Below are 20607 nucleotides of genomic sequence, written 5' to 3' on the forward strand. Positions count from 1 at the left end.
ACAGTAGGGGCTTCCCTCAAAAAAGTGTCCAAAGCCAAGGATGGCTTTGGTCAAGCGCCCATGGATGGCGAAGAGCGACTTTTTTTGAGGGAAGCCCCTACTGTATTCTGCGCAGTGACGAGTCCGATGCTATATTCTGGCGACGGATCAAGCTATGTACTTTCTCGCATTTCTAAACATACGCATCCATGGACTGTCTTCCTGCCACTCTTTAGGTCTCCATGAATTACTGACTGCTCTAAATACGCGTTCTGGGTGAGGCATCATAATTGTAGCTCTGCCATCTAAAGATGTTAAACCGGTTATACCCGCTGGTGAGCCGTTAGGGTTTGCAGGATACTTCTCTGTGACTTCGCCGTAATTATCAACATAGCGAAGGGAAACTTGTGCTTTTTGTTGCAAGCTCTCTAATTGCTCGCTCTGCATAAACTCGGCTCGTCCTTCCCCGTGCGATACCGCAATTGGCATTCTTGAACCTTGCATACCTGCGAGCATGACTGACGGTGATTCAAGCACTTCTACCATTGCCACTCTCGCCTCGAATCGCTCTGAACGATTATTGACGAAATGGGGCCAATGCTCTGCACCGGGGATCAGGGTTTTCAAGTTTGACAGCATTTGGCAGCCATTGCAGACGCCAAGTGAGAAGGTAGACTTGCGCGCAAAAAAGTTTACAAACTGCTCTCTCAAGCTATCGCGATAAAGCACAGACTTTGCCCATCCTTCCCCGGCACCGAGGACGTCACCATAACTAAATCCACCACATACCGCCAAACCATTGACTTCGCTCAACACTTTGCGACCTTCAATCAAATCGCTCATATGCACATCAATGGCATCGAAGCCTGCACGATGAAACGCCGCAGCCATCTCTACATGCGAATTAACACCCTGCTCTCGTAAAATAGCCACTTTGGGTCGCGCGCCGCTGGCGATATTTTTGGCAATGTATGGGGCAGCGATATCATCGTTGAGATCAAATGACAAGTGGCTATGCAAGCCAGGATCTGAAGCATCTTGCTTCGATTCATGCTCCTGTTTCGCGCATTCAGGATTGTCTCTCAAACTTTGCATAGCCAAGGTGGTACTCGCCCATGTCGCGCGCAATTGCGTGCGGCTCTTCTGAAGTATGATGTGGTCACTGTCTCTGACAAGGACTTGATCGCTACTGTTGATGGTTGCTACACAGAAAAACGCATCCTGTAGGCCATATTTATGCAAGGTGGTTTTGACCGACTCGAGGTTTTCGTCACTTACTTGAATTACCGCGCCTATTTCTTCGTTAAATAAGCAGGGATTCACGCCGCCTTTGAGTTCGCATAAATCAACATCTAATCCAGCTTTTGAAGCAAAAGCCATTTCCAAAAGTGTCACAAGCAAGCCACCATCGCTACGGTCGTGATACGCGTCGATAAGTCCCTGTTGATTCAAAGACTGAATCGCGTTGAACAGGCCAAGTAAATCTTTCGCGCTGTCCACATCTGGCGCTTCGTTGCCCAGCGCATTGTATACTTGCGCTAAACACGATCCGCCTAAACGCTGCTTTCCTCGCGCCAAATCAATCAAATAAAGCTTTGATGGAGACTCTGAGTTCATATTCAGTTCAGGGGTGAGCGTTTTACGCACGTCTTTTACGGCAGCAAAGCCAGTAATTACCAGTGATAATGGTGCAGTGACTGATTTGTTGACAGGCTCAGAAGAGGAGCTGCTCTCTTGCCAGGCCGTCTTCATAGACATTGAATCTTTACCGACTGGAATTGCAAGACCTAGTGCCGGACAAAGCTCTTCCCCTACCGCTTTTACCGCTTCATACAAACCTGCATCCTCTCCCGGATGCCCAGCTGCAGCCATCCAGTTTGCAGATAGCTTTATGCGTTTTATATCACCGATATTAGACGACGCAATGTTAGTAAGCGTTTCAGCAACCGCTAAGCGAGCAGACGCCGCATGGTTGATTAGCGCGACAGGCGTTCGTTCGCCCATTGCAATCGCTTCTCCTTGATAGGAATCGAAAGCGCTAGTTGTCACAGCAACATCTGCAACAGGCACCTGCCAAGGACCCACCATTTGATCCCGCGCGACCATGCCCGTGACGCTTCTGTCGCCTATTGTGATAAGAAAGGTTTTTTCCGCAATGGTAGGTAACTGCAATAAACGGTCTAGCGCTTCAGCAGTATCCAGCTCATTCGCTCGTTGTGTATCAAAATTATCGCCTGAAGCGCTTGCTGAACTGACATCTCTGTGCATTTTAGGCGCTTTACCTAAGAGCACATCAAGGGGCATATCAATGGGTTTGTTTCCAAACAAACGATCGCTTAAGGTCAAGTGCAAGGATTCTGTTGCCTCACCGACAACTGAAAATGGCGCACGCTCTCGCTGACAAATTTGGCGAAATAAATCCATGTTGTCAGGGGCAACTGAAAGTACATAGCGCTCTTGAGATTCGTTACACCATATTTCTAAGGGGGTCATTCCCGGCTCATCGCAATTAATGTCACGTATTTCAAATATTCCGCCGCGCCCACCGTCGTTTACAAGCTCAGGAAAAGCATTAGATAAACCACCCGCTCCCACGTCATGAATAAATTGGATGGGGTTGTTTTCACCGAGCTGCCAACAGCGGTCAATCACTTCTTGGCAACGCCTTTCCATTTCAGGATTTTCTCGCTGTACTGAGGCAAAATCCAAATCTGCGTTACTTTGGCCAGATGTCACTGATGATGCAGCGCCACCGCCCAAGCCGATGTTCATCGCAGGCCCGCCCAAAGCAATTAATTGGGCACCAACGGTGATTTCACCCTTTTCAATATGCTCCCGTTTAATATTTCCTAATCCACCGGCAAGCATGATAGGTTTATGATAACCGCGTACTTCCTCGCCGTTGAAGCTGTTTACCTTTTGCTCATAGCTACGAAAGTAACCCAATATATTCGGCCGACCAAACTCGTTATTAAACGCCGCACCGCCTAATGGCCCTTGCGTCATAATCTCCAAAGCATCGACTATGCGCTCTGGTTTGCCATAGGGCTGTTCCCACGCCTGAGGCAAGTCTGGGAGGTTTAAATTAGAAACACTAAAGCCCACTAAGCCTGCTTTAGGTTTTGAGCCACGCCCTGTTGCGCCTTCATCCCGTATCTCACCGCCAGACCCTGTGGCTGCCCCAGGAAAGGGAGAAATCGCTGTAGGGTGATTGTGGGTTTCCACCTTCATCAATATATCGATAGGCTGATGGTGATAGTCGTAGCGATGAGAATCAAAATCACTATAAAACCGGCCAGCTTCCCATCCTTGCATGACCGCCGCGTTATCCTTGTATGCTGAATACACATAATCAGGTGTTTCTTCAAAGGTGTTTTTGATCATTTTGAATAATGATTTCGGCTGCACTTCACCATCTATCGTCCAATCGGCATTAAATATTTTATGCCGACAGTGCTCTGAATTTGCCTGAGCAAACATATATAACTCAATGTCGTTAGGGTTACGGCCTAAGCGTTCAAAGCTCTCAAGCAAGTAATCAATCTCATCGCTTGCCAACGCAAGACCCAAAGCAGAGTCAGCCGCTTCAAGCGCTACTCGACCCTTCCCTAGCACGTCCACCTGTTGAAAGGAGCTTGGTTTATGGGCTACAAATAAATCTTTGCCAAGTTCAATATGAGCAATCACTGTCTCGGTCATTCGGTCGTGAACCAAAGCACTTAGTAAAGCGAGTTCATCTTGCTTATTGGCGGGTGTTCCGCTTGTCTTGATTGCCTGAAAAGCGATGCCACGCTCGATGCGAATAACTTTATCTAAATTACAATTGTGGACAATATCACTGGCTTTGCTTGACCACGGTGAAATAGTGCCAGGTCTGGGTACAACCACAAAATCGTATTGCATCTCATCTACCGACACGTCTTTGGGTCCGTAGGTCAATAGCTTTTTTAGGGTTTCCAGTTCTGGCGGCGTAAGCTCGGACTGTGTGTCAACAAAATGCACATACCGAGCTTCAATGCCGTTAAGCTGGAGGCCTTGGGATTTGCATTGAGCAAGCAATTTTTCCTGCTTAAATGAAGATAAAGCATGAGAACCGAACAAAGTGAGCATATTTGAATCCAAATAGTGAAGGCGGGCATTTTCAATTGCGCTTTTATATGCGCGTTTTTTTATAGGTAAAGTATAGTGGAATCAAGCCCTTTTGATAAGCCATTAACGCGGCAAAAAGGCAATTTATTCGGCGTTTTGTTGGATATAACTTGCAAAAACTTTTGCTGGCTAAAGCTTTTGCAATTGTTCACAATGAGAGACATGAAATCTATTAACGTAAGCGATTGCCGCAAGTTCTCTTTTAGGTGGAAGTACCTTAGCTGGGTGCTACTTGCTAGCCTGCTAAGCAGCTGTACCCCCTATGTGCAAGAGAGTATGCTCGGCCGCATTTTGGATGAGGGTGTATTAAAGGTCGGTTCAATCTATGGCCGCACGACCTACTACTATGGTGCGACTGCAACAGAGGGCTTTGAATATGAGCTGGCGAGTGGTTTTGCAGACTATTTAGGCGTGAAGCTAGAAGTCTACCCATATTACGATTTCAGTGAGGTGCTTGCGCAACTTGACAATCAGCGCATCGACTTGGTGGCCGCAAATATCGCAATGACGCAGCCACGCAAAGAGAAGTATAAGTTTGGGCCTGCATATCAAAGTTTAAATTTTGAACTGGTCTACAAGAAAGGAGAAAATAGACCTCGCAACATTGAGCAGTTAGAAGGAGATTTAACCATTATCGCGAACGATTTGTATCGTGAACCGTTAGAAGACGCTATTGCCGATCAAAATAATATTCAGTGGAATGAAACACAAGAAAAAGACATAGAAGAATTACTTGAGATGGTCTCCAACGATGAGCTGGACTATACCATATCCGACTCAAACATCTTGGCGGTTGCACGCCGTCGTTTTCCAAATTTAGGGATCGGTTTTTCGGTAACAGATACACTTCAAATTGCATGGTTAATGAACAAACAAACTGATGATTCATTGCGTGCAGCTTTACTCGAATATTTTGGCGTTATGCAGCAAAGCGGTCAGCTTGCTGTACTTGAAGACAAGTATTTTGGGCATGTCAGGCAATTCGATTTCGTTGATACGCGCGCATTTATGAGGGCGGTCGAGAATCGTCTTCCTCAATATCGTGAACTGTTTGAAAACTACGCCGGCGATATAGACTGGCGCTTAATTGCCGCTATTGCCTATCAAGAGAGCCACTGGGATCCTGAAGCAACCTCCCCCACGGGGGTGCGTGGAATGATGATGCTGACGAATGCAACGGCAAAAGATATGGACGTTACAGACCGAACAGATCCACAGCAAAGTATTAGTGGCGGTGCACGCTATCTGGCAAGTCTGCTACGCCGAATTCCAGCGCGTATTCAGGAGCCTGACCGAACTTGGATAGCCATGGCAGCGTACAATGTAGGGCTTGGGCATTTAGAAGATGCTAGACGCATCACCGAAGCACAAGGTTATAATCCTGATTTATGGATTGATGTAAAAAAACATTTGCCTTTGCTAAGGCAGAAACGGTATTACCAGCATACGCGATTTGGCTACGCACGTGGTGACGAAGCCGTGAATTATGTCGAAAACATTCGTCGATATTACGACTCGCTTGTTTGGATAGAAGAGCAAGAAAATCTACCAAAGCTCTTTAGCCCTCCAGAACAGCAAACGACAGATACGCAAGAGCTACCTAAGCCAAACACTGCCCAGACTGCAAAAGTGACTGAGCAGTAGATAGCCCCCCGTCAACTTAGCATGACATGTAAAACATGAGATTACGCAATCGCTTTGGCTATTCTGCGATCTTTCGTCATTCACTGGTCGTAAAAATGAAACAAAAACAACATCATAGTGTCATATACAGTATGATATAAGATTAGCCATAGCGAAATGGCGCATTACTTGCTACCACTTCGTGAACGATCTGCAAGAGATTTGCACGATAGTTACGAGAGCATACTTAAAGAAGGTAAATAATTACAATGGTCGGTGATTTGACTATTAAGCAATTACCGAACAAGGCAATTAACAATTGAAGATTCATCGTTATCGCTGTGCATTCGCTCAGCATGTGAGGTGAACATGAAAAAATGGAAAACCATGAGAAGACAGAGAACTATTAGAAGCAACACCAAGCGTCGTATGATGCTAAAAAAAATCCACCAACGGGTATTATTAAGACGAAAACAGTTCGCCATGTTTGAGCTTGAGCAAGACTATCGGGAGGCATGCTAGCAAGCTGCCCCCTCAAGTAAGCCATGCATATATGTCAATATTGCTAGCACTATTCCAAATTGGTCCTGCGCTGTTTTAGCTTCTTTTTTTGCTCTCTGCGAATTTTAAAAAAATCAGTTAACAACGCAGAACATTCACGCTCCAAAACACCCGATGTCATTTCAATCTGATGATTTAACCTGCTGTCGTTGATAATATTTGAGATGCTTCCACATGCCCCTGCTTTTGGATCCTTAGCACCAAAAACGAGGCGATTTATACGGCTATGTACAAGCAAACCTGCGCACATAGAGCAAGGCTCGAGTGTGACATACAAAGTCGCATTTATCAGGCGGTAGTTACCGATAATCTGTGCAGCCTTGCGAATGACTTGCATTTCCGCGTGAGCCGAGGGATCAATCAGAGAGATAGACTGATTTCGTCCACTTGCTACAAGCTTATCATTGATGCTTAACACTGCACCTACAGGCACCTCACCAAGTTCACCTGCTTGCTTTGCTTGCGCCAGTGCAAGCTCCATCATGTGTATATCTATATCAGTTGCAGACACTCAGTTGCCCTTAGCTACTCGTCGGATTTATCTAAGCTGTATGAATATTACGGTAAGAAACACGCTATATATTAGCCAAATTCACCAAAATAAACATGACTGTCTATTTTGTAATAAAAATTTATCAATGAAAACATTAACTTACGCTTTGGCAAATCTCTTGCTATCATCTTATCAACGCATATTGCCAGACGATACGCAGCCACTTTTTACTCGGCAAAGTTAGCCAGTAAATGTATCACAGTAGCGTTGTTACCTATGGCATATAGCAGCAAGTTGATTTCTGATTTAAGCTTTAAGCTTTAAGCTAACGACATGGAGAACACATATGAATTTAACCGCCATTATCATTGTAGCAATCGTCGCAGGTATGATCGTTAGCATAATAATAGCTGTCAAAAAGTCACCTAATACCAAGTATGCCGAAGAACAATTTGCGAAACATGAGCAAAGTGTTGAGCAACAACTCGCCGATATGAAAGCACGTATTGAGACTTTGGAAAAAATCGTGACTGATGAAAAGTATTCGCTTAACCGAGAGTTTGAGAATCTTAAAGACTAAACACCGTATGCCATTGTGTTTATACGCAATGCTGGGTGGTTCTACCCGCCATCTAATAAAAACTTTTCGATTCTTTCGACTCGCCTAGGCTTTCCCGATATTACAATAACGTCCCCTGACATGAGCACAGTGGATGCATCTGGCTCTTCAATTTCTTTGCCCTCTCTTCGAAGTGCTGCGACTTTAATGCGGCGCTTTGTGATGCCCAATTCATCAATGCTTTTGTTTACCGCGTGAGCAGATTCAGTGAGCGCAACGGCGTGCATAAATTCTAGTTTGTCTTTAGTGTCGTAACTAATTTCGGTGGTTTCGCCTGGGAAAAATCCGTGCATGTGCACGTAGCCTTTTTTCCGTTCGTTGCGAATGCGCTTTAAAATTCGCGACATAGGCACACCCGCGTAGTGTAAAACCTGCGAAATCAACATCAAGCTCCCTTCTTGCACTTCTGGCACAACTTGCAGCGCTCCGGCTTCATATAAGTCGTCCATTTTATAGTCTTTTCGAGTGCGCACTATCACTTTGATTTCAGGATTGATGGCGCGAATGATTTTGGTGACTTTTAAGGCCTTCTCATGATGATCAAAGGTGATGATGACAAGCTTTGTGCTTTTGATATGAGCACTGAGCAAAATAGATTTTTGTGTAGCATCTCCATAAAAAATAGGCTCTCCCGCAGCTCGACTTTCTTGAATACGAATGGGATCGATGTCCACAACGAAGTATCCCAAACCTTCCAGCTTCATCATTTTCGAAATCGATTGTCCGACACGACCAAATCCTAGAATAAGCACTTGAGATTGGGACTCGCTGTCATTGGATGAATCAGGGTTCTCTATAAACTCTGGGGAACGTTCAGGTTCTCGCTTGTTAGTTAGCTTACTTGCTATCACGCCACTTTTACCAATCAACCATGGCGTTAAGGCCATACTAATCACACCCACGCAAATAATCATGGATGATAAAGACTCATCAATCACGCGATTCTCAAGCGCAAGCGCGGCCAATACAAAGGTAAATTCACCCATTTGCGATAACTTTATGCCCGCCGCCCAGGCGTCTTCTGCGTCACTTTGACAAACTAGGGCAGCCAAGCGCACCATTGCTACCTTGACGCTCAGTAATACCACCAGAGCGACTAGCACCCAGTGGAACTGCGTCATCAGGACTTCAAGATCTAACTGCATGCCAACGGTAATAAAAAACAAACCCATTAATATATCCCTAAACGGGCGAATGTCGGCCTCAAGCTGATGACGATATTGCGACTCACTTAACATCATGCCAGCCAAAAAAGCGCCTAATGCCATCGATAAACCAAACGCATAGGTGGTTCCTGCAGCAAGCAATGCAATCACCAGTGTACACAGAACAAAAAGCTCGTCGGTACGCGTTTTAGCTATTTCGTTAAATACTCTTGGTAGCATCCATTTACCAAAAGACAGCAGTGCAACGACCACCACTACACCTTTTAAAAAAGCAAATAATAAAGCGGTTGCAATGCTTTGCTCTTCGGCACTTGCTAACAGGGGGATGGCGATTAACAAGGGGACTACAGCAATGTCTTGGAATAATAAAATGCTGACTGCCAGCTGCGAGCGTTTGGTGTTTAGTCTACCTTGATCATCAATGGTCTTAATCACAATTGCCGTGGATGAAAGCGCTAGCATCGCACCTACAATAATGGCAGTGGTAATAGATTGCCCCAGGGCAATAGCAATGGCGGCAAAAATCGCCGTAGTGAAGAACATCTGCCCAGCACCCACACCAAATACTAATCGTCGCATAGCAATTAAACGCGCAAGTGAAAACTCTAGCCCTAAGGTAAATAACAGAAATACGATGCCGACCTCACCTGCCAAATGCATCTGATGAGTATCGGGGAACAAATTTAATAGCTGGGGACCGGTAATTAAGCCTGCACAGAGATAAGCCAAAATCGGAGGAAGATTAAGGGCTTTGAACTGCCAAACCAAAAATGCGGCTATGAGCATTAATAAAATAATGCTAAGAAATATCTGGTCCACATTTACTCCCAATCTAAAAAAGTGGGCACAGACTTTGCTAACACTGATAAATAATGTAGCAAGGCAAAGAAACATAATTAGCTAATACTGCGGCAGCAAGCACAGTATAGGCCGCCGCTAGTAGCAAGATTGTTGTGCCGAACTCAATCAATCTTTGTTTAAGAGTAATCGATAACGTCAATTTTTACCATGCCATGTCAGTAAAATGACGCTACAAGCAACAACAACGATATATGTGGAGCAAGCAATGGATATCAGTCTAATGACCCAAGAATCGCAAGTGAGTAATCCAATTTATAATACTGAGGCGGATATGACAGTACTCACCATGGCAGAGTCTGCCAATGTTATGCGCACCATGCTCGCGTCTATTGATTTGGAAGAACTTATCAATGATTATTTCGAAATATTAAGCGATAAGTTACCTTGCACGTCTTTAAAGCTAAGCTTTGCAGACAAGACATTGCGAACGGGAAAAAGCAAATCTCGTTCACGCATCATGAAAATATCCATCTATTACGGTCACCCTTTCGGTACCCCACAGCATGCGCAGTTAGCATATTCATTCGCCAAAGTATTATCGCCCGTTCAGCGCAAACTGTTATCGGAGCTCCATGGTATTTTTGCAATGGGCCTGCGTCATGCTTTGGAGTACTACCGAATTAGTCAATTGGCAACAAAAGATATTTTGACCGGCCTATGCAACCGCACAAGTTTTACCGAAAATATGAGCAAGCTCATTAGCATCAGTAAGCGAAACCACGAATCCTTTGGTTTATTAGTATTCGATTTGGACAATTTCAAGTCGGTTAACGATCGTTTTGGTCACCAAGAGGGCGACCAAGTGCTTATCGCGTTTGCTGATGTTTTGCGAGAGTCCCTGCGCGACTCTGACCATGCCTTTAGATTTGGCGGCGATGAGTTTTGCTGCATTTTAATTGACAGCAATGCGAAAGCCAATGAAATGGTCGCCAGACGCATCAGCAATGCAATTGCTAAACATCCCTTATTCAAAGAGCACGGCGTATCTAGCAGCATCGGGGCCACCTCTTTTGTAGAAACTGACACAATAGACAGTATCTTCGAACGTGCTGATGTCGCACTATATCAAGCAAAAGAAGCAGGCAAAAACCTCTTCAAGGCAGCTTAACCGGTTTTACTTAACAGTCCTCTCCCAAATGACTGCTATGTCCTTTGCCCACTATTGCCAAATAGGCTTTAGTGGGTTTTTTTATGCCTTGTTGAGTGCTATCTCGTGCAGCTTGTTCACCTATTACAACTTTGTCGCCCAGCGCCAGTATGCGCTCCGATTGCATCAAAATAGGAATAGATTGCCTTCTCCATGGCGGTATATGCGCCTCTTGAAGCCAAGTCTTTAGAGACTTACTGCCGCGCTTTGGGTGAAGTCGGCATTTTCTGCTGAGTCCGCCGTATTCCACTCTTAGCGGCGATTTTTCAATGGATTCGTACAACGCAATACGTTTCGCGTCTTTCAGATCTAAAGGCAGAGGGCCTTGCTTATTTGAGCCGTCGGAATGTGTCCCATCATTGTTTATATAATTGAGCACAAACGGGTATTTAGGATGTTCAAATGGAAAATAGCGAATTTCAAAAGCGGAAAGTACATTATTTGATAACTCATTCGAACCTTGTGAAGCGCAATACTGTTCAAAATAGAGGTAGGATGCATATCGTCTTACACAATATGCGCCAAAGCGACAAAGCGGCATCGCGTCCTGCTTTGCACTCACTGATAATAAAATTTGTTCTAATACTGCGGTACTCGGCATGACAAAAGTATCTAAGGCCTGCGATTGACTATGAGTCTGTTTAGATAAATGCATGCGGTGTTCAAAGGCAGTTTTTAACCAATGTCTGAGCAAAAGGGCTTGCGTATCAACACTTTGCTGTTTGAGTATATCAAGTGATAATAGACAGTCATCATTTTTGTAATGAATAGCGTGTAGTGCAAGTTTAGCCACGTATTCTTGAGCGACACGCACATAACTTGCACAGTGCTCAGCGCTTCGGCTAAGTGTATCCTCAACTTTCGGCCATCTTTGTGCAAGCATGGGTAATAGCTTTGCTCGTACATAATTACGCGTAAAGCGCTCATCTTGATTCGACTCATCCTCTATCCAAGATAGGTCGTTTTGCCGAGCAAATTGCTCAAGCGCTTGTCTTGAAAAGTGCAGAAAAGGGCGACAAAACTCATTGCCCCTGTTCGAGGCAAAGCGCTTAGGCATTGCACTTAAGCCTTCTGGCCCGGCGCCGCGAAACAGCTGCAATAACAAGGTCTCCGCCTGATCGCTTTTATGATGTCCCAGCAGAATTTTATTATTCAAGCCTGCTCTATGGTAGAGCGCATCGTATCGTGCAAGTCTTGCGCGCTCTTCAAGATTTCCTTTCATATTCTTTGCTTGACCATCAGTCAAATCGACTTGCACAGCAGAAAATCTCATATTGTGCATCTGAGCTTGCTGCGCACAAAACGCTTGCCAATCGTGCGCATTTACACTCAAATTGTGATTCACATGAATCGCGTGAAAGTGGATATGAGGATGTGTCGATTTTAGCTTAGCACATAAAAAAAGCAGCACGCTCGAATCAAGCCCGCCGCTATATGCGATACATACCTTTTTACTGGGTAAAACAACATCTTCGACCGCATCAAGTAATGCCTTTTCTAATACCCGAGCAGTCATGTGTCTGAGACCTCAATTTAGTCTTTAACCTGAATCCTGTTTTAGGAATGGTGCAAGCACTTGTTTTACATACTTTAATTAATTTTTACACTTAGTGCTGCTAGAATTGTGAAGTACAAGGCGCAAAAATCACGTAATAGTTATTCTATTGCTGGCTTTTGCAACGCAGTAATTCGCAATTCTAGCGGTACTGAGCGCCGTTTCTTAAACAGGATTCAGGTTACTTAACAATATCCAAAGGACATCAAGCGTTCATAGCGCTCTTGCAATAAGGTCTCTTTTGAAAGACTGCTGAGTTGAGAAAGCTGTTGCTTCAAGGTCGCTTTAAGATTCGCCGCCATCGCTTTGTGATCTCTATGCGCACCTCCAAGCGGCTCATCCACAATGGTATTAATCAAATCGAGCTCTTTAATTTGCGGCGCGGTAACGCCCATTGCTTCTGCAGCCACCGGTGCTTTTTCAGCACTTTTCCATAAAATAGAAGCGCAGCCCTCTGGCGAAATCACTGAATAGGTAGAGTACTGTAACATATTGACTCTATCACCTACGCCAATAGCCAAAGCACCACCCGAGCCACCCTCTCCAATGACTGTACAAATAATTGGCACGGTCAGCTCTGCCATGACTTTCAAATTCATCGCAATCGCTTCACTTTGTCCGCGCTCCTCAGCACCTACGCCAGGATATGCACCGGGGGTATCAATAAATGTCAAAATTGGCAATGAAAACCGTTCTGCCATTTTCATTAGTCGAAGTGCTTTACGATAACCTTCTGGTTTTGGCATACCAAAGTTGCGTTTGATTTTTTCATGAGTATCGCGACCTTTCTGATGGCCTATTACCATCACAGGCGTATCGTCAAGACGCGCCAAGCCGCCAACAACAGCTTTGTCGTCTGCATACGCTCTATCGCCAGCAAGCTCATCAAAATCGCTTAACATATGTTCAATGTAGTCTTGAGTGTATGGGCGCATAGGATGGCGAGCAACTTGAGAGATTTGCCACGCCCCTAAACCGGAAAATATTTTTCTTGTGAGCTCACCGCTTTTTTCTTTCAGGCGAGAAATCTCTTCTTCAATGCCCACATCGAACTCACCACCTTGATTGACCAAGCGCAATTCTTCAATTTTTGCTTCTAACTCGGCGATTGGCTGTTCGAAATCCAGAAAGTGTGAACCCATTTTTTATCCCGTTTTTGTTATTTAAGCTGAATCCTGTTTAAGGAATGGTGCAAGCACTGTAATACAGTAGCCCAGACATTTAGAACACCAAGTCTACATTATCTTTGCCCAATTCGTGACTTAAGTTACTAATCAGTTCATCTTCAGGCTGCACGAACCATGCTGCACTTGCCGCTACTACCGCGCTTGCGTCTTGATGTTCTAACTGAATATGCAATGGGCACGTTCCACCTCTATACTGTTGCAGTATAGCCTGAATTCTAGCGACAGACGATACGCCGCAGTCGATGGTGTTCATGCGAAGACGCAGCTGTTTGGCGTTTTTGCTTCTCACCTGCATAAGCGTCATTACTTCAACGGCGTTCATTGTATTGCCGCCGCTGTACTCATCAAAGCTGACCTGTCCTTTTATCCACAATAAATTATCAGCAAGCAAAATGTCTTCATAGCGTTCGTAAACTTCTGGATAAAGTCGAATATCCATGCGCGCAGACTTATCATCTAGGGTCACGAGCGCCCAGCGCCTGCCTTTTTTATTAGTCATTACTCGTACGCCTAATACTAGACCTAGAGTGCTAACATAGTTGTCTTTGCTGGTGGGGCGCAAATCGCTTAAGCGAGAATCACAGTAGTTTTTTATTTCATTCACATACTGGTTAATTGGATGCCCAGTCAAATATAGACCTAGTGTTTCCTTTTCGCCATCCAGCCAAACCTTTTCAGACCATTTCGGCACATGCTTGAAAGCATGATGAGGCTCTGCTTCTGCTGGCGCCTCCAAACCAAACAAATCTCCTTGTCCAGCCGCGGCTGCACGAGCGTTTTGCAATGCTGTATCTAATGCGTCTTTTATTGATGCCATAAGCGACGCACGGTGCGGTCCTAAATTGTCCATCGCGCCAGAGAGCACCAGTTTTTCTAATACCCGCTTGTTAATTTTCTTAAGATCGACTTTTTCGCAAAAATCAAATAAGTCCTCAAACTTACCTTCATCACTGCGAGCTTGAATAATGGCTTCTACTGGCCCCTCTCCCACACCCTTTATTGCACCAATTCCGTAAACAATTTGACCTTGTTTATTAACCGTGAATTTGTATTGGCCGGCATTTAAATCAGGCGGTAGTATAGTCAATCCCATGCGATTACATTCATCGACCAAGGTGACAATTTTATCCGTGTTGTCCATATCAGCTGATAGCACTGCGGCCATAAATTCCGCAGGATAATGCACTTTTAACCATAGTGTTTGATACGATACAAGCGCATATGCAGCTGAGTGAGATTTGTTAAAGCCATATCCAGCGAATTTTTCTACTAAGTCAAAAATCTTGATGGCAAGTGTTGGGTCTATATTGTTATCTGCTGCGCCTTTCTCGAAGCTAGCGCGCTGTTTCTCCATCTCTTCTGGCTTTTTCTTACCCATGGCTCGACGCAATAAGTCTGCGCCACCCAGCGAATACCCAGACATCACTTGCGCAATCTGCATAACTTGCTCTTGATACAGAATAATACCGTACGTTGGCTCAAGAATTTCTTTTAAACACTCGTGCTGATAAGTCGCATCGGGATAAGAGATTTCCTCCCTGCCATGTTTTCTGTCTATGAAGTTATCAACCATGCCAGATTGCAATGGGCCAGGGCGAAATAGCGCTACAAGCGCAATAATATCTTCGAAACTATCGGGCTGAAGACGCTTGATCAAGTCTTTCATGCCGCGGGATTCTAGTTGAAACACGGCGGTGGTTTCAGCGCGTTGCAAGGATTTAAACGACGGAGGATCAATTAACGGTATTTGTGTAATATCAATGTGCTCGCCGCGCACGTCTTTGATCATGTCGATTGCCCACTGAATAATGGTGAGCGTTCTTAGACCTAAAAAGTCAAACTTAACTAAACCTGCGGTTTCAACGTCGTTTTTGTCAAACTGCGTAACGGGATTTGCTCCCACATCATCGCAGTATAAGGGCGCAAAATCCGTGATAGTCGTAGGAGAAATCACCACACCACCGGCGTGTTTACCGGCATTACGTGTGACGCCTTCTAAAATGCGTGCCATGTCGATAAGCTCTTTGACTTCTTCATCTGAATCGTAAGCCTGCTGGAGGCGTGGCTCAACATCAAAGGCTTTCTTCAGCGTCATACCAGGATCTGCGGGGATCAGCTTTGAAATCCTATCCACAAAACCATAGGGGTGTCCAAGCACCCGACCTACATCCCTGATAACGGCCTTTGCCGCCATCGTACCAAACGTGATAATTTGCGAAACCGCATCACGACCGTACATTTGGGCAACGTGATCAATCACTTCATCACGCCTGTCCATACAAAAATCGATATCAAAGTCGGGCATGGACACCCGTTCAGGATTCAAAAAACGCTCGAAAAGAAGGTCAAACTCGAGTGGGTCTAAATCAGTAATATCCAGTGCATAAGCAACTAACGAGCCTGCGCCAGAGCCCCGACCGGGTCCCACAGGAATATTGTTATCTTTGCTCCACTGAATAAACTCCATCACAATTAGGAAGTAACCAGGAAAGCCCATTTGGTTTATGACCTCAAGCTCAATCGCAAGTCGCTCATCATATTCAGGTCGTTTTTCCTGGCGTGTCTTCTCATCAACAAAAAGTTTTGCTAAGCGGCGCTCTAGTCCCTCTTGCGATACCTTTACAAGAAAATCTTCTGTCGTCATATCGCCAGTTGGGAATTTCGGCAAAAAATACTCACCAAGGGTGAGCTCTACATTGCAGCGCTTTGCAATTTCCACGCTGTTGGCAAGCGCCTCTGGAATATCTTCAAACAGCTCCTGCATCTGCTCGGGGCTTCGCATAAATTGCTGCTGTGTGTATTTTTTTGGACGCCGATTATCGTCCAGCGTATAACCATCGCTGATGCACACTCGTACTTCGTGAGCCTCGTAGTCTTGAGCTGTTAAAAACCTGACTTTATTCGTTGCAACCAGCCCAATACCAAGCTCTGAGGCAAGCTCCACGGCCTCTTGGATATGTACATTTTCGTTTGGATGGCCGACTCTACAAACTTCGATATAAAAGCGGTCTTGAAAGTGGTTTAGATAAAACTGGGCGATATCTTTCGCATTGTCACGTTTCTGTTGCGCTAACATTTGACCCAAGTCGCCCTGCAATCCCCCACATAGCAAAATTACACCATCTGAAAATTCAGCTAACCACTTTTGCTGCACTACAACTTGATACTGAATATGCCCCTGTAAATACGCTTTAGAGATTAAATTCGTAATGTTTTTGTAGCCGTGCAAGTTTGCCGCTAGCAAAGTCATTTGTACGATTTCACCGTCGATAAAGTCACTTTGCACATTAATATCACATGCAATGATAGGCTTAACGCCTTTTGCAAATGCGCTTGAATAAAACTTTATCAGGCCGCACAAGTTCATTTGGTCGGAGATGGCAATGGCGGGCATGTTTTGCTCAACAGCCGCATCCAAAATAGGATTGACCTTGTTCAAGCCATCTATCATCGAGTAATCACTATGTACATTTAAATGCACAAATTGCGTGCTCACTATTGATGCTCCTTATTGAATAACGCGCGTTGAACTGGCTTAAAACTTTTCCGATAATATGTCAGCGGACCAAAACGCTCAAGTGCCGCCAAATGCAATGCGGTTGGATAGCCTTTGTGTTTATCAAAGCCATATTCAGGGTGTTTTATGTGGAGCGCTTGCATATCCTGGTCTCGGGTCACCTTTGCGATAATTGAGGCCGCCGCAATTTGTGGATACAAATCGTCCCCCTTAACGATGGCCTCAGATACGTAGCGCCACTTTGGACAGCGATTCCCATCTACCAATACCGAATCAGGCTCAATGCTAAGTCCATCCACAGCTCTTGTCATCGCAAGCATGGTTGCTTGGAGAATATTGATTCGGTCTATCTCTTCTGGGCTTGCGCGCCCAATTGACCATGCAAGGGCATGCTGGCGGATTTCAATATTTAGGGTGTTGCGTTTTTTTTCACTAAGCTTTTTTGAGTCCCGTAAGCCTTCAATAGGATGTTTAGGATCAAGAATAACCGCTGCGGTAACCACATCCCCAACTAAAGGCCCGCGACCCACTTCATCCACACCTGCAATTAACGCGCTTGTTTGTGATGACGGAATTTCTGATGCGTTCAGTACTGGGACCGTGTCTGTCGTCATTGCTTTGTTGGCTCATTGTTAATCAGCGCAAGGACTGCTTGTGCTGCTTGGGAATCCGCGTCTTGTTTTAGACGCAAATGTTGCTCTTTATAGGCTTGTAAGAGCACATCCTGATTGCCTTCTACTTGTGATAACAAATGTTGGCATAAGTTGGCGGCATTGACCTCTTCTTGCAAAAGTTCTGGCACTAGGGCGTAATTCGCCATGATGTTCGGTAAGGAAAAATACTTTGGTTTATAGAGTCGCTGCATAATTTTGTATGTGAGTGCAGACATTTTGTACGCTACCACCATCGGCCTTTTGCAAAGCATGGCCTCCAACGATGCCGTGCCAGATGTCAATAAGACTCCGTTTGCGGCAATCATGACTTGTCGTGCCGGTTCACGCGTCAGGACAACTGAAAAGTCAGGCTTTAACTCATCCAATATTTGTTCAATTTGCTCATATCGTGCCCTGTTAGCAGCGGGTATAATCACCTTCAAAGGTGATTTGTGACCTTGATAAAGACTCGCGGTTTGCAAAAAGACAGGCAACATGACGCTAATTTCTTTTCTTCGCGAACCAGGCAGTATCGCAAGCACATGCTCTTGCGGACTCAGATCAAAGCTTTGCCGAGCCGCATCCTGATCTACATCTAAGGCAATCTCATCTGCTAATGTATGACCCACGTATTGGTAAGGCACTTGATATTGTTCATAAATCGCTTGTTCAAATGGGAAGATGCCTAGCACCAGATTCGTGGCTTTTGCAATTTTATGAATGCGACTCTCACGCCACGCCCAAACCGTAGGACTGACGTAATGGACTGTCTTAATACCTTTCGCTTTAAGTATTTTGGCTAAAGGAAGATTAAAATCTGGTGCATCGACACCAACAAACACATCAGGGGGATTAGCAAGAAAATAAGCCAAAATCTGTTTGCGGATGGCCAACAAGCGCGGAAGGTGTTTAAGCACCTCTACGAGGCCCATTACCGATAACTCATTGATATCAATTAAAGATTTCACACCTTGCTCAAGCAGATGATCACCACCGACACCAACAACGTCACAGTTCGGGTGAAGTTGTTTTAACGATTTTATCAAGCCAGCACCCAAGACATCGCCTGATGCCTCGCCCGCAACTATTCCAATTTTCAGTCGCCTGTTGAGTGACATCTTATCGGAACATCAAAATAGTTATCTAGCCAAACCGCGGTTGGCAGCATTTAGAAACTCGGACACCACTTCGATTTCTCGTGCACCTGCTGCCATTTCTTGGATTTTATCTCTGGCTTCTTCGAAGGTATTACCGTTGCGATAAATAACTTTGTACGCACGTTTGATGTTATTTATCATTTCGCTTGTAAACCCACGCCGCTTCAGGCCTTCCGAATTAATACCTTGAGGCACATGCTTAATACCGCTGAACATAACATAGGGAGGTAAGTCTCGAAGAAGCACGGAACCGCCTCCAGTGAACGCGTGAGAACCTACATGGACAAACTGGTGTACTGCGGTCATGCCCCCTAATATAACAAAATCACCAATATGAACATGCCCTGCAACGGTTGCGTTATTAGCGAAAATGTTGTCATCGCCCACCATGCAGTCATGCGCTAAATGCGTGTTTACCATAAGAAGATTTCGGCTTCCAATTTTGGTTAAGCTTTCATCCTGCGTCGTGCCTCTATGAATTGAGCACGATTCTCGAAAGACATTATCATCGCCGATTTGTAGATGGGTTGTCTCACCTGCATATTTTTTGTCCTGGCAGTCTTCACCGATTGAGCAAAACTGGAAAAAGGTATTGCGTTTGCCGATGAGAGACGGCCCTTTGATCACAACGTGGCTTTTCAACTCGCACCCATCATCAAGGGTGACATCATCTCCAATCCAGCAGAATGGACCAATTTTCACATCAGATCCAATTTTAGCGCTTGGTGATACTACTGAAGAGGGATGGATCATATAAACGCTCTCGTTTGGATTAAAGGTCTCTTATTGCACACATAAATTCAGCGTTACAGACATCTTTGTCACCCACTTTAGCGATGCCTTGGAACTTCCAAATTCCACGTTTTTCTTTAAGAAAGGTAATATTGATGTCAAGCCTGTCGCCTGGCACCACAGGATATTTAAATCGAGCCTTATCGATGCCAGCATACAAATAGAGTTGATCATTGTTTCCCATCGTCTTAAAACCTAAAACACCTGCAGCTTGAGCCATAGCTTCAAGAATCATCACTCCAGGAAAAATCGGTTGTTGGGGAAAATGGCCAGTGAAAAACGGCTCATTAATGGTAACGTTTTTGTATGCCTGTATCGATTTACCCAACTCATAATCTGTAACGCGATCAATTAGCAAGAAAGGGTATCGATGCGGAAGCAAAGACATAATTTCGTTAATTTCGATAGTGTTGAGCGAATTTGCCAAGCCAGTCTCCTAATATGTTCGGCTGAGTGTCCCTTTGGGCGATGAAGCAACTACAATACTGTTAGCGGGAGGTAAAACAAATCAGACCAAACATATGTTGGTCTGATTTGGAATGGATTAGTTGGCTTTACTGACCTGATCCAAGACTTGCTGAGAAATATCAAACTCGTCTTTTGCAAAAGGCACAGACTGGGCGTTAATGACCATATCGTAGTTTTCAGAAGCAGCAATACCGTCAATCGCTTGTTTTATTAAGCCGAGCAATTTGTTGCGTTCTTCCTGCGTGCGGCGCTGCATGTTTTGCTGAAGAGGCTGCCCTTTTTGCTGCATTTGCTGGCCTAAACTTGCAATTTGCCCTTGCAGCTCTGCTTGCTGTTCTTCGCTCATGGTAGCCGCTTCACGCTGTAGTTTTTCGACCAAGAAGTTTCCTTCTTCACGCATAGCCGTGACTTCTTGAATTTCCTCTTGAAATTCGGCGTTAATCTGTTGCTCTATAACCTGTACCTGCGGTAACGACTGCAGCACCAACTGTACATCAATCACCCCAATCTTTTGTTCCGCGTTTGCTGCATTTGACAACATCGCCAGACCGAAGATAGCCGCAACTGTTAGCGCTTTATTTAAACTTTTCAATGTAAACTCCTTTGCATTTTCTTATCTTTACACACGATTCTTGTCAAAAGTACGCCTATGCAATTGGCGTTTTTGCAAACTTCGAATT

The 20607-nt window shown here is 44.8% G+C and carries 14 protein-coding genes; 3 read left to right on the forward strand and 11 right to left on the reverse strand.

Annotated elements, in window-relative coordinates:
• Window positions 1–147: 147 nt before the first annotated feature.
• Window positions 148–4089: a phosphoribosylformylglycinamidine synthase gene (purL, locus tag PN836_RS06950; RefSeq protein WP_395344523.1), complete on the reverse strand. Its 3942-nt coding sequence runs from the start codon at window positions 4087–4089 to the stop codon at window positions 148–150.
• Between the two features lie 201 nt (window positions 4090–4290).
• On the opposite strand from purL, the gene mltF reads away from it, so the two are divergent.
• Window positions 4291–5772: a membrane-bound lytic murein transglycosylase MltF gene (gene mltF / locus PN836_RS06955; RefSeq protein WP_395344524.1), complete on the forward strand. Its 1482-nt coding sequence runs from the start codon at window positions 4291–4293 to the stop codon at window positions 5770–5772.
• A gap of 550 nt (window positions 5773–6322) precedes the next feature.
• Here mltF and tadA read toward each other — a convergent pair.
• Window positions 6323–6823 (reverse strand): tRNA adenosine(34) deaminase TadA, encoded by a 501-nt coding sequence (gene tadA, locus PN836_RS06960; RefSeq protein ID WP_395344525.1) that lies wholly within the window; start codon window positions 6821–6823, stop codon window positions 6323–6325.
• A gap of 328 nt (window positions 6824–7151) precedes the next feature.
• Here tadA and PN836_RS06965 point away from each other — a divergent pair, with 328 nt between their 5' ends.
• On the forward strand, window positions 7152–7385 hold the full coding sequence (locus PN836_RS06965) for a hypothetical protein (RefSeq protein WP_395344526.1): 234 nt from the start codon (window positions 7152–7154) through the stop codon (window positions 7383–7385).
• A 41-nt stretch (window positions 7386–7426) separates the two neighbouring features.
• Here the strand turns inward: PN836_RS06965 and PN836_RS06970 are convergent, their stop codons facing one another.
• Window positions 7427–9409, reverse strand: a complete 1983-nt coding sequence (locus tag PN836_RS06970) for a cation:proton antiporter (protein WP_395344527.1) — start codon at window positions 9407–9409, stop codon at window positions 7427–7429.
• 247 nt (window positions 9410–9656) lie between these two features.
• Between PN836_RS06970 and PN836_RS06975 the strand changes: the two genes are divergently transcribed.
• The gene (locus PN836_RS06975) at window positions 9657–10559 is read left to right on the forward strand and encodes a GGDEF domain-containing protein (RefSeq protein ID WP_395344528.1); all 903 of its coding nucleotides are present in this window, start codon (window positions 9657–9659) and stop codon (window positions 10557–10559) included.
• Between the two features lie 10 nt (window positions 10560–10569).
• Here PN836_RS06975 and tilS read toward each other — a convergent pair whose 3' ends face one another.
• The 8 genes from tilS to PN836_RS07015 all read right to left on the reverse strand — a co-directional run bounded on the left by tilS (window position 10570) and on the right by PN836_RS07015 (window position 20519).
• Entirely contained in the window at window positions 10570–12114 is a 1545-nt protein-coding gene (gene tilS / locus PN836_RS06980; protein WP_395344529.1) for a tRNA lysidine(34) synthetase TilS, read from the reverse strand.
• A 224-nt stretch (window positions 12115–12338) separates the two neighbouring features.
• Window positions 12339–13295, reverse strand: a complete 957-nt coding sequence (gene accA, locus PN836_RS06985; protein WP_395344530.1) for an acetyl-CoA carboxylase carboxyl transferase subunit alpha — start codon at window positions 13293–13295, stop codon at window positions 12339–12341.
• Window positions 13296–13374: 79 nt separating this feature from the next.
• A complete protein-coding gene (dnaE, locus tag PN836_RS06990) occupies window positions 13375–16791 on the reverse strand; it encodes a DNA polymerase III subunit alpha (RefSeq protein ID WP_395345513.1) in 3417 nt (1138 codons plus the stop codon).
• A gap of 44 nt (window positions 16792–16835) precedes the next feature.
• Entirely contained in the window at window positions 16836–17471 is a 636-nt protein-coding gene (rnhB, locus tag PN836_RS06995) for a ribonuclease HII (RefSeq protein ID WP_395344531.1), read from the reverse strand.
• Window positions 17468–18628, reverse strand: a complete 1161-nt coding sequence (gene lpxB, locus PN836_RS07000; protein ID WP_395344532.1) for a lipid-A-disaccharide synthase — start codon at window positions 18626–18628, stop codon at window positions 17468–17470. Before lpxB ends, rnhB begins: the two co-directional genes overlap by 4 nt.
• Before the next feature lie 21 nt (window positions 18629–18649).
• Window positions 18650–19420 carry an acyl-ACP--UDP-N-acetylglucosamine O-acyltransferase gene (gene lpxA / locus PN836_RS07005; RefSeq protein WP_395344533.1) on the reverse strand — a complete coding sequence of 257 codons (771 nt, stop codon included), beginning with the start codon at window positions 19418–19420 and terminating at the stop codon, window positions 18650–18652.
• Between the two features lie 19 nt (window positions 19421–19439).
• On the reverse strand, window positions 19440–19886 hold the full coding sequence (gene fabZ / locus PN836_RS07010; RefSeq protein WP_395344534.1) for a 3-hydroxyacyl-ACP dehydratase FabZ: 447 nt from the start codon (window positions 19884–19886) through the stop codon (window positions 19440–19442).
• Between the two features lie 117 nt (window positions 19887–20003).
• Complete coding sequence (locus PN836_RS07015; protein WP_395344535.1) at window positions 20004–20519, reverse strand: OmpH family outer membrane protein; 516 nt, start codon at window positions 20517–20519, stop codon at window positions 20004–20006.
• Window positions 20520–20607 lie beyond the last annotated feature (88 nt).

It is taken from the genome of Ningiella algicola, assembly GCF_028401415.2.
In the GTDB taxonomy this organism is placed as follows: Bacteria; Pseudomonadota; Gammaproteobacteria; order Enterobacterales; family Alteromonadaceae; genus Glaciecola.

Excerpts from the sequence above, each read along its gene's own strand:
- accA (WP_395344530.1), bottom strand. The coding sequence starts at position 13,295 with ATGGGTTCACACTTTCTGGATTTCGAACAGCCAATCGCCGAGTTAGAA.
- mltF (WP_395344524.1), top strand. The coding sequence starts at position 4,291 with ATGAAATCTATTAACGTAAGCGATTGCCGCAAGTTCTCTTTTAGGTGG.
- purL (WP_395344523.1), bottom strand. The coding sequence starts at position 4,089 with ATGCTCACTTTGTTCGGTTCTCATGCTTTATCTTCATTTAAGCAGGAA.
- tilS (WP_395344529.1), bottom strand. The coding sequence starts at position 12,114 with ATGACTGCTCGGGTATTAGAAAAGGCATTACTTGATGCGGTCGAAGAT.
- PN836_RS06965 (WP_395344526.1), top strand. The coding sequence starts at position 7,152 with ATGAATTTAACCGCCATTATCATTGTAGCAATCGTCGCAGGTATGATC.
- lpxB (WP_395344532.1), bottom strand. The coding sequence starts at position 18,628 with ATGTCACTCAACAGGCGACTGAAAATTGGAATAGTTGCGGGCGAGGCA.
- rnhB (WP_395344531.1), bottom strand. The coding sequence starts at position 17,471 with ATGACGACAGACACGGTCCCAGTACTGAACGCATCAGAAATTCCGTCA.
- PN836_RS06975 (WP_395344528.1), top strand. The coding sequence starts at position 9,657 with ATGGATATCAGTCTAATGACCCAAGAATCGCAAGTGAGTAATCCAATT.
- lpxA (WP_395344533.1), bottom strand. The coding sequence starts at position 19,420 with ATGATCCATCCCTCTTCAGTAGTATCACCAAGCGCTAAAATTGGATCT.
- dnaE (WP_395345513.1), bottom strand. The coding sequence starts at position 16,791 with ATGATAGATGGCTTGAACAAGGTCAATCCTATTTTGGATGCGGCTGTT.